This is a genomic window from Pseudomonas sp. (genome assembly GCF_035512415.1).
Taxonomy (GTDB): Bacteria; Pseudomonadota; Gammaproteobacteria; order Pseudomonadales; family Pseudomonadaceae; genus Aquipseudomonas.
The window spans coordinates 34,623-49,235 of the sequence record NZ_DATKDZ010000009.1; the positions used below are offsets into that span (position 1 = coordinate 34,623).

Annotated in this window: 10 protein-coding genes; all 10 read right to left on the reverse strand. The window is 59.9% G+C overall.

Features of this window, described 5'->3' with window-relative positions; translation table 11 throughout:
* Positions 1-78: 78 nt before the first annotated feature.
* The 10 genes from VMP31_RS03685 to gyrA all read right to left on the reverse strand — a co-directional run bounded on the left by VMP31_RS03685 (position 79) and on the right by gyrA (position 14,575).
* Complete coding sequence (locus VMP31_RS03685) at positions 79-1,353, reverse strand: Wzz/FepE/Etk N-terminal domain-containing protein (RefSeq protein WP_325504196.1); 1,275 nt, start codon at positions 1,351-1,353, stop codon at positions 79-81.
* 376 nt (positions 1,354-1,729) lie between these two features.
* The gene (gene ihfB, locus VMP31_RS03690; RefSeq protein WP_143497302.1) at positions 1,730-2,014 is read right to left on the reverse strand and encodes an integration host factor subunit beta; all 285 of its coding nucleotides are present in this window, start codon (positions 2,012-2,014) and stop codon (positions 1,730-1,732) included.
* A gap of 634 nt (positions 2,015-2,648) precedes the next feature.
* Positions 2,649-4,334, reverse strand: a complete 1,686-nt coding sequence (rpsA, locus tag VMP31_RS03695; RefSeq protein WP_160015557.1) for a 30S ribosomal protein S1 — start codon at positions 4,332-4,334, stop codon at positions 2,649-2,651.
* A gap of 151 nt (positions 4,335-4,485) precedes the next feature.
* Positions 4,486-5,172, reverse strand: a complete 687-nt coding sequence (gene cmk / locus VMP31_RS03700; RefSeq protein ID WP_325504202.1) for a (d)CMP kinase — start codon at positions 5,170-5,172, stop codon at positions 4,486-4,488.
* Positions 5,169-7,424 (reverse strand): bifunctional prephenate dehydrogenase/3-phosphoshikimate 1-carboxyvinyltransferase, encoded by a 2,256-nt coding sequence (locus VMP31_RS03705; protein ID WP_325504204.1) that lies wholly within the window; start codon positions 7,422-7,424, stop codon positions 5,169-5,171. The genes cmk and VMP31_RS03705 overlap by 4 nt, the downstream gene beginning before the upstream one ends.
* Positions 7,421-8,530: a histidinol-phosphate transaminase gene (gene hisC / locus VMP31_RS03710; protein ID WP_325504206.1), complete on the reverse strand. Its 1,110-nt coding sequence runs from the start codon at positions 8,528-8,530 to the stop codon at positions 7,421-7,423. Before hisC ends, VMP31_RS03705 begins: the two co-directional genes overlap by 4 nt.
* 238 nt (positions 8,531-8,768) lie before the next feature.
* The gene (locus VMP31_RS03715; protein ID WP_325504208.1) at positions 8,769-9,149 is read right to left on the reverse strand and encodes an endonuclease domain-containing protein; all 381 of its coding nucleotides are present in this window, start codon (positions 9,147-9,149) and stop codon (positions 8,769-8,771) included.
* 218 nt (positions 9,150-9,367) lie between these two features.
* Complete coding sequence (gene pheA, locus VMP31_RS03720; RefSeq protein ID WP_325504210.1) at positions 9,368-10,474, reverse strand: prephenate dehydratase; 1,107 nt, start codon at positions 10,472-10,474, stop codon at positions 9,368-9,370.
* Positions 10,474-11,559 (reverse strand): 3-phosphoserine/phosphohydroxythreonine transaminase, encoded by a 1,086-nt coding sequence (serC, locus tag VMP31_RS03725; RefSeq protein WP_325504212.1) that lies wholly within the window; start codon positions 11,557-11,559, stop codon positions 10,474-10,476. Before serC ends, pheA begins: the two co-directional genes overlap by 1 nt.
* Positions 11,560-11,806: 247 nt before the next feature.
* Positions 11,807-14,575 (reverse strand): DNA gyrase subunit A, encoded by a 2,769-nt coding sequence (gene gyrA / locus VMP31_RS03730; protein WP_325504214.1) that lies wholly within the window; start codon positions 14,573-14,575, stop codon positions 11,807-11,809.
* Positions 14,576-14,613: the final 38 nt, after the last annotated feature.

Consider the following 14,613-nt stretch of genomic DNA (forward strand, 5'->3'; position numbering starts at 1 on the left):
CTGCGATCTTGAATCGGCAGGCCACCCAGACCGCTGGTCGGATTCAGGTAACTGAGCCGAGCCGCCCCGCGGATCTAGCTAGGCCAGCTCAGGTGCTTTGGCTTTGGGACGAAATATATTGCGTAGTAGCGCAACAAAAACTCCCAACATCAAACCAACGCCAAACCCCAAAACGATAACCAGCATCTTCTTCGGCTTGACCGCTGAGAGCGGCGTGAGGGCCTGCTGATCCAACCTAACTAACCGCAGCTGGCTGCTGTCGAACTTGATACCTTTAAGCTGGGCAGCCTCTTGACGCCACTCGGCAAGGTCCTTGAGATAAAGATCCTCGTTGTCGCGCTTTTCCAGGACCTCAACCTGACGATTGTGGCTCAACAACGCCAGTTCTTTCTCGATCTCCGAAATTCTAGGCTCTATAAAATCATCCGAGCGGCGCGTACTCAACGCATCTCGTTCAGCTTTTAACGCTTCGCTGCCCATAAAATAAAGGGGAATTTCCCGACTATTGATCTCGGTTCGCACAACCTGCCCTTGGCGCTGCGCGTCCGACATGGACGATGGCGTTGTCGGCTTTTCAATGCCCAATGACTCGGCAATCTGGATAGCCTCATCGAGAACCATGATTCGAGACTGGCGGCGAGTTTTCAGTTCTGTCCGCAAAGCTTGCAGCTCATCCTGCAGCTGGGCACGACTCAAGGTATCTTGCTCAAGCAAAACGGCAATCTGCGCCTGCTTGCTGGCATCGTAGCTGGCTCTCGCCGCTTCAATCTTTTGCTCGATATTAAACAGCCGGTTGGCGATCAACACCTTTAGATCGGCGTCTATTCGCGCACGCTCCGCATCCAGCACAAAGGCTACCAGCCCATTGACCACCTCAACACCGTCCACACCGCGCGGGTACGTCAGCGACAGACCAACAAACTCACTCTGGCCGGTCGCTTTTTTAGGGTCGACTTGCAGCATGGTGAATGCCGAGCGATTGAACTCTTCAAAAGTCTGCTCTAGCGAACGACCTGGCTCGATCAGCCCGGCAAAGAGCGTCTGATTATCCCGAAAGAACGCAAGACGATTTTCATAGGAAGACAGGCCTGCGCCAACCAGATTAAGTGCCTCAGTGGGTGACAACTCGTAGACACCGGTACCATTTAGCTCATCAAGGCTGCCACGGTCCACTGGACGCAGCACACTCTGCACCTGGTAATACGGCGTTGCCAGAAAAGCATAAGCAGCCGCAACCAGGGTCACCGCACCAGCCACAGCCAGAATCAGGTACTTTTGCTTGAAGAGGGAGTGAAACAATTCGACCAGATCGATCTCGTCGTCGTGAAAGGATCGCTGGGGTTGGTCCTGCATTTTCAGGGAAGCTCCATAAGAAATAGGTTCTATCGCGCTTCCATGAGCCTCCGCTTGTCGTACTTGCGACACAAAGAGCACGCATCCCAATGCGTTGAGAGGAAATATGGCAGTTTTTTGCCTGAAATGTTCCCACAATCACTACAAATTGATTACAGCAGCACAAAAGTTTTGCGCAGCGTGACGATTGGCGCGGGATTGTACCGCACCAGACAGAAATCTATAACGTGAAGGAAGGAAATTGTGCGCAAGCCTGGGGGAGGCCCGTAGACGGCTGGTGCCTCTGCTGAAGAAGTGAAAACTACAAAGCAACAACACCATAGCGCCAAGAATCGCGCCTTTAGGCTATTTGTGGCCAGAATATGCCAAACGACGATTACTCGTCCTCATTCACCCGGTCACGCAGTTCTTTGCCCGGCTTGAAATGCGGCACGAATTTGCCATCGAGGCGTACTGACTGGCCGGTCTTTGGGTTGCGACCTACGCGCGGCGCACGATAGTGCAGCGAGAAGCTGCCGAAGCCACGGATTTCGATGCGGTCACCGGTCGACAATGCCTGGGACATCTGTTCCAGCATGGTCTTGATGGCCAGCTCCACATCCTTGGATGAAAGCTGACCCTGGTGGGTAACGATGCGCTCGATCAACTCCGACTTGGTCATGGTTTTCCCTTCTTTTTCAAGCGGCTAGATCACTAGATAGAACGGTTTTAGCATGCTGAGTCAGTTTTGAACAGCCTGAAAATTTGCGGGCGACCTAGGTATTCGCCGAGTTGCTATGCAGGGATGTATTGATTTCAGGGCTGGCTATACGCCAATTAGGTGACGCTTGAGCCCGCTGGCAAAGAGCGGCGCTGGGTAGGAGGCGGGGCCACACCAATGCGACTGAGGAAATCCTGGTGCGCACAGCGCACCCTACGGGGCCGAACTCCTGGAAGCAGCGCCCTCCTCTACTGGCGGTATGCGCGTCACCGCATACGTGGGAGGGGCTTTAGCCGCGACAGGTATCAACCGCATCGCTCCATCGCCGCTAAAGCGCGTCCCACAGACTGTATGAGCAGCAATCTCAGCGCTCGGCCTCGCGCCGCAGGAGGGGCTTTAGCCGCGACGGGGTATCAACCGCACTGTTTTATCGCCGCTGAAGCGCCTCCCACAGGCTGCACATAGAGCAAGCACAGTGCCCGGCCCAGAGACTTGCACATAGCCCCGTCCTACGCCTTGCCTGACTGGGTTTCACTTTTCTGCAGGCGCAAAAAAGGGCGACCGAAGTCGCCCTTTTTCTCTGGATTAACCGAACTTAGTTCTGTTTTTCCATTTGCGCGCGGAGCAGATCACCCAGGGTGGTCGGACCAGCAGTTTCTACTTCCTGCTTGCGCATTTCTTTGATGGCTTCTTTTTCGTCTTCAACGTCTTTCGACTTGACCGACAAGCTGATTACGCGGCTCTTACGGTCAACGCTGATGATCTTAGCTTCGACTTCTTCGCCTTCTTTCAGTACGTTGCGCGCGTCTTCAACGCGGTCACGGCTGATTTCGGAGGCTTTCAGAGTGGCTTCGATGCCGTCGGCCAGGGTGATGATGGCACCTTTGGCGTCAACTTCTTTAACGATGCCGCGCACGATGGTGCCTTTATCGTTAACAGCAACGTAGTCGGAGAACGGATCTTCTTCCAGTTGCTTGATGCCGAGGGAAATGCGCTCACGCTCCGGATCAACGGAGAGGATAACGGTTTCCAGCTCGTCGCCTTTCTTGAAGCGGCGTACAGCTTCTTCGCCTACTTCGTTCCAGGAGATGTCGGACAGGTGAACGAGGCCGTCGATGCCGCCATCCAGACCAATGAAGATACCGAAATCGGTGATCGACTTGATGGTGCCGGAGATCTTGTCGCCCTTGTTGAACTGACCGGAGAAATCTTCCCACGGGTTAGTTTTGCACTGCTTGATACCCAGGGAGATACGACGACGCTCTTCGTCGATATCCAGAACCATAACTTCCACTTCGTCGCCGACGTTAACGACTTTCGAAGGATGGATGTTCTTGTTGGTCCAATCCATTTCGGATACGTGCACCAGGCCTTCCACGCCTTCTTCCAGCTCTGCGAAGCAGCCGTAGTCGGTCAGGTTGGTTACGCGCGCAGTAACACGGGTGTCCTGCGGGTAACGCGCCTTGATGGCAACCCATGGATCTTCGCCCAGCTGCTTGAGGCCGAGGGAAACACGGTTGCGCTCGCGATCGTACTTGAGGATCTTGACGTCGATTTCATCGCCAACGTTGACGATTTCCGACGGATGCTTGATGCGCTTCCAAGCCATGTCGGTGATGTGCAGCAGGCCGTCGACGCCACCCAGATCCACGAACGCGCCGTAGTCGGTGAGGTTCTTGACGATACCTTTGACTTGCTGACCTTCCTGCAGGGATTCCAGCAGAGCTTCGCGCTCGGCGCTGTTCTCGGCTTCCAGCACGCTGCGGCGGGAAACGACAACGTTGTTGCGCTTCTGGTCCAGCTTGATAACTTTGAATTCGAGCTCTTTGCCTTCCAGGTGGGTGGTATCACGCACCGGACGGACATCGACCAAGGAACCTGGGAGGAACGCACGGATGCCGTTAACGTCGACAGTGAAGCCGCCCTTAACCTTACCGTTGATAACGCCCGTAACCACTTCCTCAGCGGCGAAAGCTGCTTCCAGAACGATCCAGCACTCGGCACGTTTGGCTTTTTCGCGGGACAGCTTGGTTTCACCAAAGCCATCTTCAACCGCGTCCAGGGCAACGTGAACTTCGTCACCGACCTTGATGGTCAGCTCGCCAGCGTCGTTGTGGAACTGTTCCAGCGGGATGAGGCCTTCAGACTTCAGACCAGCGTGAACGGTTACCCAACCAGCTTGGTAATCGATGTCGACGATGATAGCGGTGATGATCGAGCCAGCCTGAAGATTCAGGGTTTTTAGGCTTTCTTCAAACAGTTCAGCAAAGCTTTCGCTCATTTTAATTCCTGTTGATTCAGGGCGGGGAATCCGCCCAAACCACATTCCAGACAATGTGGGTACGTTCATATAAAAAGCGACCTACGGGACTTGGACTGGGTTCCCATATACCGCCTTGCGAGCTGACCGACTTAGGCAGCCGGGGCTCTTGTTATCCGGCGAGGTCGCGATTGGCGACTTCACTCAGAATACGTTCCATTACCTGCTCGATGGAAAGCTCGGTGGAATCCAGCTGGATCGCATCGGCTGCCGGTATAAGCGGAGCCACTGCGCGCTGGGTATCACGCTCATCGCGCGCCCGAATCTCATCAAGAAGACTCGCGAGATTAACATCATCGCCCTTGGCCTTCAACTGCAAGTAGCGCCGACGGGCACGTTCCTCGGCGCTGGCGGTGAGAAACACCTTGAGCGGCGCGTCGGGAAATACCACGGTGCCCATGTCGCGACCATCGGCGACCAGGCCGGGCATTTCCTGAAACGCCTGCTGACGCGTCAGCAGCGCCTCACGCACCGCCGGCAGGGAGGCCACTAGGGAAGCCCCAGCGCCGACCTGCTCGTTGCGAATGGAGTCCGTGACCTCCTCGCCCTCGAGAATGATGCGCTGGCCGTGCCCACCGCCGCCGGCGACGAACTGCACGTCCAGATGAGCGGCGAGCAGCTTCATCGCCTCTTCGTTGGTCAGGTCGACGCCATGGTTACGCGCGGCAAAGGCCAGCAGGCGATACAGCGCACCGGAATCCAGCAGGTTCCAGCCCAGCTGCTTGGCCAGCAGGCCGGCGATGGTGCCCTTGCCCGAACCGCTAGGGCCGTCGATGGTGATAACCGGAGCGACGATCATGCTTTACCCTCCTCCGCGACCCGCAGACCGACCTGGGCCGACAGCGCCAGGAAGTTGGGGAAGGATGTGGCGACGTTGGCGCAGTCATGGATGCGGATCGGCGCGGTGGCGCGTAGCGAGGCGACGCTAAAGGCCATGGCGATACGGTGATCGCCGTGGGCCCAGACTTCGCCACCGCCGATGCTGCCGCCTTCGATAATGATGCCATCCGGCGTTGGCTCGGCCTTGACGCCCAACGCGATCAGGCCGTCGGCCATAACCTGGATACGGTCGGATTCCTTGACCCGCAGCTCTTCGGCACCGCGCAGCACGGTGCGGCCTTCAGCCACCGAAGCAGCGACGAACAGCACCGGGAATTCGTCGATGGCCAGGGGCACAAGGTCTTCGGGGATATCGATGCCCTTGAGCTTGGCGCTGCGCACGCGAATATCCGCCACCGGCTCACCACCGACTTCACGCTGGTTCTCCAGGGTGATATCGCCGCCCATCAGCTTGAGGATATTGATCACGCCGGTACGGGTCGGGTTGATGCCGACGTGCTCCAGCACCAGCTCGGAATCCTCGGCAATGCTGCCGGCGACGAGGAAGAAGGCCGCCGAGGAAATATCCGCAGGCACTTCAATATGGGTAGCAGTCAGTTTGTGGCCCGACTCGACGCTGGCGGTACTGCCATTGACCGTCACCGGGTAGCCAAAGCCGCGCAGCATGCGCTCGGTATGGTCGCGGGTCGGCGCAGGTTCGGTAACCGAGGTGGTCCCGCCGGCATACAGGCCCGCCAGCAGTAGGCAGGATTTGACCTGGGCACTGGCCATGGGCATTTCGTAGCTCATCCCGGTCAGACGCTGGCCGCCACGAATGATCAGCGGCGGTCGGCCTTCGGGGCCGGTCTCGATCACCGCGCCCATCGTCCGCAGCGGTTTGGCCACGCGATTCATCGGACGCTTGGACAGCGACGCATCGCCGGTCAGGGTGGTGTCAAAGGACTGCGCAGCTAGCAAGCCAGAGAGCAGACGCATCGAGGTGCCGGAGTTGCCCATATACAGCGGGCCGACCGGTGCCTTGAGGCCATGCAGACCAACGCCATGCACGGTCACGCGGCCGTGATGCGGGCCTTCGATGACCACGCCCATATCGCGAAACGCCTGAATGGTCGCCAGCGCGTCCTCACCTTCCAAGAAGCCTTCAACCTGGGTGGTGCCCTCGGCCAGGGAGCCGAGCATGATCGAGCGATGGGACATGGATTTGTCGCCCGGTACGCGAATACGCCCGGAGAGTTTGCCGCCAGGGTTAGCCAGGAAAATCAGATCATTCGAGTGCATAGCGTCCACATAAGCCCTGCGGGCCAGAATTTTGCCGAAATGCTCACGGGCAACCCGGGCGCGGGTAAACACGCCCAACAGTTGATGCCCATCCCCTGCGTCGACCGCCTCACGCAAGGCGTCGAGGTCGTCGCGAAATACATCCAGGGTGCGCAGCACGGCCTCGCGATTGGCGAGGAAGATGTCGTGCCACATCACCGGGTCGCTGCCGGCGATCCGCGTAAAATCGCGGAAGCCGCCGGCGGCGTAACGAAAAATCTCCAGGTTCTCACTGCGCTTGGCCAGCGAGTCCACCAGGGTAAAGGCCAGCAAATGCGGCAGGTGACTGGTCGCAGCCAGCACCTGATCGTGATGCTCGACCTCCATATGCTCGACATCCGCGCCCAGCTCGCGCCACAGGCTGTCGACCAAGGCCAGGGCCGCGTCATCACTCTGCTCGCAGGGCGTGAGGATGACCTTGTGGCGGCGGAACAACCGCGCATTGGACGCCTCCACCCCACTCTGCTCGGAGCCGGCAATCGGATGCCCCGGCACGAAACGCACCGCCTTGCCGGCAAAGGCCAGGCGCGCAGCGCGCACCACATTACCCTTGGCACTGCCCACATCCGTGAGCACCGCAGCCCCCAGATCAAGCCCGGCCAGTTCGCCCAGCAGTTTTTCCATGGCCAGAATGGGCACCGCCAGCTGGATCACATCAGCACCCTGACAGGCGGTAGCCAGATCTGTTTCGCAACGATCCACCACACCCAGATCCACCGCCAGACGACGCGACTCGGGGTCCAGATCCATGCCCACGACTTCGCGGCAAAGACCGCGCTCACGCAACCCCTTGGCGAAGGAGCCGCCAATCAAGCCCAGACCAATAACCACCAGGCGGCTGAGCTTAGGGGCGGCAGGTTGCACCTGAGTGACAGCAGATTTGGCCTCACTCACGCGCTCAGCACCCTGGCCAGGGCGTCGAGAAAGCGTGCGTTCTCCGCCGGCAGACCGATGGAAACACGCAGGAAATTCGGCATACCGTAACCGACCACCGGCCGCACGATAACGCCCTCGTGCAGCAGCGCCTGGTTGATTGCCGCAATATCACGGCCAAAGTCCACGGCAATAAAGTTGCCTTTCGAGGGTATCCAGCCCAGGCCCAGCTCGCGCAGGCCGGCTTCCAGCTGCGCCATACCGGCATCATTGAGCTGACGGCTTTGCGCCAGGTAATCGGCATCATCCAGCGCCGCGCAGGCGGCGACCAGGGCCAGGCTGTTGACGTTGAATGGCTGGCGTACACGGTTCAGCACATCGGCGATTTGCGCCGAGCTGAGCGCATAGCCAACCCGCAGCGACGCCAGGCCATAGGCCTTGGAAAAGGTGCGCGAGACCAGCAGGTTGTCATAGCGAGCCAGGTACTTGAGGCCGTCCGGCAACTCATCACCTTCGGCATACTCGATATAGGCCTCGTCCAGCACCACCAGCACGTCCTGCGGCACGCGAGCGAGAAAGCGCTCCAGCGCGTCGGGGCCAAACCAGGTGCCGGTCGGGTTGTTAGGGTTGGCGATAAACACCACGCGGGTATTGGCGTCGATAGCCGCGAGCATGGCTTCGAGATCGTGGCCATAGTCCTTGGCCGGCACCACCTTGCCGTGGGCACCTACGGCCTGGGTCGAGATGGGGTAAACGGCAAAGGCGTACTGACTGAATACCGCATTCAGGCCGGGGGCCAGGTAGGCGCGGGCGACCAGATCAAGAATGTCGTTGGAACCATTGCCCAGGGTGACCTGGCTGATCTGCACACCACAGCGGGCGGCCAGACGACTTTTCAGCTCAAAACCATTGCCATCGGGGTAACGGGTCAGCTCGGCAAGCTCGCCGCGGATCGCCTCCAACGCCTTGGCGCTGGGGCCCAGCGGGTTTTCGTTACTGGCCAGTTTGACGATGCTCGCCGGATCCAGATCCAGCTCACGGGCCAGCTCATCCACCGGCTTGCCCGGCACATAGGGCGACAGCTTTTGTACGCCTGGCTGGGCCAGGGCGAGGAAATCACAACTCATTGCTTGCCTCTTCGATACGGCCAATTCTTGAGTCGCACGCCAGGAGCCACTCGGTTTGAGTTTTGCGTTGCGCCCTTCCCTCACCCCCGGCCCCTCTCCCGGAGGGCGAGGGGGATGGATTGTTGGCGGAGGGTAGATCGTATCTATCCTGTGCCATCAGGTTGCAGGCGAACTTAAAATCTCACGCGCTTGTCTCCCCTCGCCCTCCGGGAGAGGGGCCGGGGGTGAGGGAAAGCGGTTACCGCCCACCCTGCAAAAGCACCACACGTTCCATCGCCACCCGATAAATCTCTTCCAGGACCGGCACTGTTTCCCTGAGCACCTGATCATTCCAAAAACGCAGCACCATAACCCCTTGCGCCTCAAGGCTCAATGTCCGCTCGGCATCGACCTCTTCGCCATGCTGCGAGCCATCCAGCTCGACCACCAACCTCGCCGCCTCGCAGTAGAAGTCGAGGATATAGGGCGGCATCGGGTGCTGGCGGCGGAACTTGAGGCCGTCCAATTGCCCCGAACGCAGATGATGCCAGAGTGTGGACTCGGCATCCGTCGCAGTAGCACGTAACTCACGGGCGCGCTGTTTGTGCCACGCGGGTAATGGTTTATGTCTGGATGGCATCCTTGCCTCCTTATTTATCTGTTATGCCCTTCCCTCATCCGAACGCGGCCCGCCCCGGCCCCTCTCCCGAGGGAGAGGGGAGACAAGCGCTGTGACGTTGAGCCCGCACTAGCGCTGCAAAATTCAGCTGACCAGATGCAATTACAAGCGCGCCGCAGTCGAGCTCCCCTCTCCCTCCGGGAGAGGGGTCGGGGGTGAGGGATGAGGGGGCTTTTCCCTTAAAGCACCGCCTTCGGATACGACCCCAACACTTTCAGCGCCACAGCTTCCTGATTGATCTTTTCCAGCACATCCTTGATCAGCGGGTCGCGGTGGTGGCCGACGAAGTCGATAAAGAACACATACGTCCACTTGCCGCTGCGCGACGGGCGGGTTTCGATGCGGGTCAGGTCGATGCCGTTGTTGTGGAACGGCACCAGCAGCTCGTGCAGTGCGCCCGGCTTGTTGCGCATGGAGACGATGACCGAGGTCTTGTCGTCGCCGGTTGGCGGCACTTCCTGGCTGCCGATGATCAAGAAGCGCGTGGAGTTGTCCGGACGGTCTTCGATCTTCTCCGCCAACTTGGTCAGGCCGTACAGGCTGGCTGCCATATCGCCGGCAATCGCCGCACTGTTCCACTCGCCCTTCACCCGCTTGGCTGCATCGGCGTTGCTCGACACCGCCACGCGCTCAACATTCGGGTAATGCGCGTCCAGCCACTTGCGGCACTGAGCCAGGGACTGGGCGTGGGAATAGATGCGGGTGATCTTGTCGGTCTTGGTGGTTTCACCGACCAGCAGATGGTGGTGAATGCGCAGCTCGACTTCGCCACAGATAACCATGTCATGTTCGAGGAAGCTGTCCAGGGTGTGGTTGATAGCGCCTTCGGTGGAATTCTCCACCGGCACCACGCCGAAGTTCACCGCACCGGCAGCCACTTCACGGAACACTTCATCGATAGCCGCCATCGGCACGCTGATCACCGCGTGACCGAAATGCTTCATCGCCGCAGCCTGGGAGAAAGTGCCCTCAGGCCCGAGATAGGCGACCTTGAGCGGATTCTCCAGGGCCAAACAAGAGGACATGATTTCGCGGAACAGCCGCGCCATTTCCTCGTTGCCCAGCGGCCCCTGGTTGCGCTCCATGATGCGTTTGAGCACCTGGGCTTCGCGCTCAGGACGGTAGAACACTGGCTTCTCGCCTTCCGGCAGGGCCTTCATCTTGACCCGCGCAACTTCTTCGGCGCAGCTGGCGCGATCACTGATCAGCGCGAGGATCTTCTCATCGAGGTTGTCGATGCGCAGGCGCAGGGCCTGCAGTTCCTGCTCGGAAACTGGATCGGTCATCAGCCGTGTTCCTTCTCGAATTCCGCCATATAAGCCACCAGCGCCTCGACGGCATCCAGGCCCACGGCGTTATAGATGGAGGCACGCATGCCGCCGACCGAACGGTGACCCTTGAGGTTGAGCAGGCCGCGGGCGTCGGCACCGGCGAGGAAGGCCTTGTCCAGCTTCTCGTCGGCCAGGCGGAACGGCACGTTCATCCAGGAGCGAGCATTGAGCGAAATCGGGTTGCTGTAGAAATCGCTGGTATCGATGGCCTTGTACAGCAGGTCTTTCTTGGCGCGGTTGATCCGCTCCATGGCTTCGACCCCGCCCTGCTCTTTCAGCCATTCGAACACCAGGCCGGACAGGTACCAGGAGAAGGTCGCCGGGGTGTTGTACATCGAGCCATTATCGGCAGCGATCTTGTAGTTGAGCATGGTCGGGCAAACGCTGCGGGCACGGCCGAGCAGGTCTTCACGAACGATGGTCACCACCAGGCCGCTAGGGCCGATGTTCTTCTGCGCGCCGGCGTAGATCAGGCCGAACTTCGACACATCGAGCGGACGCGAAAGGATGTCGGAAGACATATCCGCCACCAGCGGCACGTCGCCGACTTCGGGAATCCAGTCGAACTGCAGGCCACCAATGGTTTCGTTGCTGGCGTAGTGCAGGTAGGCGGCGTCTTTCGACAGCTGCCACTCGTTCTGCCCAGGAACGGCGAAGTAGTCATAGGCCTTGGCGCTGGCGGCAACATTGACGCGACCATAGCGGCTAGCTTCTTCGATGCTTTTCTTCGACCAGATACCGGTGTCGATATAGTCGGCAACGCCGTCTTCAGGCAGCAGGTTGAGCGGAATCTCGGCAAACTGCTGGCTGGCCCCGCCCTGCAGGAACAGCACCTTGTAGTCATTGGGGATGGTCAGCAGATCGCGCAGATCCTGCTCGGCCTTCTCGGCAATGGCGGTGTACTCGTCGCTGCGATGGCTCATCTCCATCACCGACAGGCCCTTGCCCTGCCAATCGAGGAGCTCCGCCTGGGCGCGTTGCAGAACAGCTTCAGGAAGCGCGGCCGGGCCGGCGCAGAAGTTAAAGGCTCGCTTGCTCACATCCACTCTCTCTTAATTCACCGAAAACGCCGCCGTGACAACGGCTACCCTCACCCCGGCCCTCTCCCGGAGGGAGAGGGGGATGCCTGCTGGCTTCTTCATTCCTGCGTCCCTCGGAACCCGAAGGTGCCAGGGATGCCCTCCCCCTCACGCAAACAACTGTATGCCGGTGCCTGCGCAAGCTGCTTGTCTCCCCCCTCTCCCCACGGGATAGGGGCCGGGGGCGCCCGGCTAGGGGTGAGGGCCTCTACTCCTCGACGACCGGGCCTTCTTCGGCAACGCCGTCGGAGGCTTCGAGGGTTTCGTCGACAATCACTTCAACGCCCTCTTCACCTTCCAGCAGCTCCTCGTCGTCCTCGGCGGAAGGCTCTTGCACCCGCTCAAGACCGACCAGGGATTCGTCCTTGGCCAGTTTGATCAGGGTGACGCCCTGGGTGTTACGACCCAGGCTGGAGACTTCGCTGACGCGGGTACGCACCAGAGTGCCCTGGTCGGAAATCAGCATGATTTCCTCGCCATCGAGCACCTGCACGGCCCCCACCAGCTTGCCGTTACGCTCGTTGCTGACCATGGCGATCACGCCCTGGCCGCCACGACCGCGGCGCGGGAACTCGGCCATCGCCGTGCGCTTGCCGTAGCCACGCTCAGAGGCGGTGAGAATCTGCGCCTCGGCTTCAGGGATCAGCATGGAGATGATTTCCTGCCCTTCCGGCAGACGCATGCCACGCACACCGCGAGCGGTACGGCCCATGGTGCGGACCTTGCTTTCCTTGAAGCGAATCACCTTGCCGCCGTCGGAGAACATCATCACTTCGCGGGCACCGTCAGTGACGGCAGCGGAGATCAGGGTGTCATCTTCGTCCAGCTTGAGGGCGATCAGGCCCGAGCTGCGCGGACGGCTGAACTGCACCAGCGGGGTCTTCTTCACGGTGCCTTTGGCCGTGGCCATAAAGATGTAGGCACCGGTCGGTTCATCCGGGGTTTCGTCGTCGGCGTCATCGCCTTCGACCAGGTCTTCGACTTCTTCGACCTCGACCACCACGCCTTCGATATCGTCCTGCTCGTCGCCTTCCGGAGCCTGCTGGCGCAGGGCTTCGAGGTCGATCTGCAGCATGGCGGTAATACGCTCACCTTCGCCCAGCGGCAACAGGTTGACCAGCGGACGACCGCGGGCGGCGCGCGAAGCCTCGGGAATTTCGTAGGTCTTCAGCCAGTACACCTTGCCCTTGCTGGAGAACAGCAACAGGGTGGAGTGACTGTTGGCAACCAGCAGGTGCTCGATATAGTCCTCATCCTTGACCCCGGTGGCCGACTTGCCCTTACCGCCGCGACGCTGGGCCTGGTAGGCATGCAGCGGCTGGGATTTGGCATAACCGCCGTGGGAGATGGTAACCACCCGCTCCTCTTCAGTGATCAGATCGGCCAGGGTCAGGTCCAGACGGTTGTCGAGAATCTCGGTGCGGCGCTTGTCGCCGAACTCGGCCTTGACCGCTTCCAGCTCTTCGCGGATCACTTCCATCAGGCGCGTGGCGCTGGTGAGGATGCGGATCAGCTCGCCGATCTGGGTGAGGATTTCCTGATATTCGGCCAGCAGTTTTTCATGTTCAAGGCCGGTCAGACGGTGCAGACGCAGCTCGAGGATGGCCTGGGCCTGTTCCGGCGAGAGGAAGTACTTGCCGTCGCGCAGACCGTACTGCGGATCGAGATCGTCCGGGCGGCAGGCATCGGCACCGGCGCGTTCGACCATGGTTTCTACCGCGCTGGATTCCCAGGCGGTGGCAATCAGCGCCAGCTTGGCTTCGGCCGGGGTCGGCGAGGCCTTGATCAGGGCGATGACCGGGTCGATGTTGGACAGGGCAACCGCCTGGCCTTCAAGGATATGGCCACGTTCACGGGCCTTGCGCAGCTCGAATACGGTACGGCGGGTGACCACTTCACGGCGGTGCAGAATAAAGGCTTCGAGCATGTCCTTGAGGTTAAGGACCTTCGGCTGGCCATCGATCAGCGCCACCACGTTGATGCCGAACACGCTCTGCATCTGGGTCTGGGCGTAAAGGTTGTTGAGCACCACTTCCGGCACTTCGCCGCGGCGCAGCTCGATCACGATGCGCATGCCGTCCTTGTCGGACTCATCGCGCAGTTCGGTGATGCCTTCGAGCTTCTTCTCTTTAACCAGCTCGGCGATCTTCTCGATCAGGCGCGCCTTGTTCAGCTGATACGGCAGCTCGCTGACGATGATCTGCTGACGGCCACCGACCTTGTCGATGTCTTCGATAATCGCCCGGGCGCGCATGTAAATGCGCCCACGGCCGGTGCGGTAGGCCTCGATGATGCCGGCACGACCGTTGATGATCGCCGCAGTCGGGAAGTCCGGACCGGGGATGTACTGCATCAGCTCATCGACAGTCAGCTCGCCGTTGTCGATCAGCGCCAGACAACCGTTGATCACTTCCGTGAGGTTGTGCGGCGGAATATTGGTGGCCATGCCCACGGCGATACCACTGGAGCCGTTGACCAACAGGTTGGGCACCTTGGTCGGCATAACCGCCGGGATCATCTCGGTGCCGTCGTAGTTCGGCACCCAGTCCACGGTTTCTTTGTGCAGGTCAGCCAGCAGCTCATGGGCCAGCTTGGTCATGCGCACTTCGGTGTAACGCATGGCGGCTGCGTTATCGCCGTCCACCGAACCGAAGTTACCCTGGCCGTCGACCAACAGGTAACGCAGGGAGAATGGCTGCGCCATCCGTACGATGGTGTCGTATACCGCGGTATCACCGTGTGGGTGGTACTTACCGATTACGTCACCGACCACACGGGCGGACTTCTTGTATGCCTTGTTCCAGTCGTTGCCCAACTCGCTCATGGCAAACAGCACCCGACGGTGCACGGGCTTCAAGCCATCGCGTGCATCCGGCAGCGCTCGCCCGACAATTACGCTCATCGCGTAATCGAGGTAGGACTGCTTGAGTTCGTCTTCAATATTGACCGGGAGGATTTCTTTGGCCAGTTCGCCCATGAGTAGCCTTGTTCCTTTTTCTGGTGAAACTCCGCGCC

Excerpts from the sequence above, each read along its gene's own strand:
- VMP31_RS03685 (WP_325504196.1), bottom strand. The coding sequence starts at position 1,353 with ATGCAGGACCAACCCCAGCGATCCTTTCACGACGACGAGATCGATCTG.
- ihfB (WP_143497302.1), bottom strand. The coding sequence starts at position 2,014 with ATGACCAAGTCGGAGTTGATCGAGCGCATCGTTACCCACCAGGGTCAG.
- rpsA (WP_160015557.1), bottom strand. The coding sequence starts at position 4,334 with ATGAGCGAAAGCTTTGCTGAACTGTTTGAAGAAAGCCTAAAAACCCTG.
- cmk (WP_325504202.1), bottom strand. The coding sequence starts at position 5,172 with ATGATCGTCGCTCCGGTTATCACCATCGACGGCCCTAGCGGTTCGGGC.
- hisC (WP_325504206.1), bottom strand. The coding sequence starts at position 8,530 with ATGAGTTGTGATTTCCTCGCCCTGGCCCAGCCAGGCGTACAAAAGCTG.
- VMP31_RS03715 (WP_325504208.1), bottom strand. The coding sequence starts at position 9,149 with ATGCCATCCAGACATAAACCATTACCCGCGTGGCACAAACAGCGCGCC.
- pheA (WP_325504210.1), bottom strand. The coding sequence starts at position 10,474 with ATGACCGATCCAGTTTCCGAGCAGGAACTGCAGGCCCTGCGCCTGCGC.
- gyrA (WP_325504214.1), bottom strand. The coding sequence starts at position 14,575 with ATGGGCGAACTGGCCAAAGAAATCCTCCCGGTCAATATTGAAGACGAA.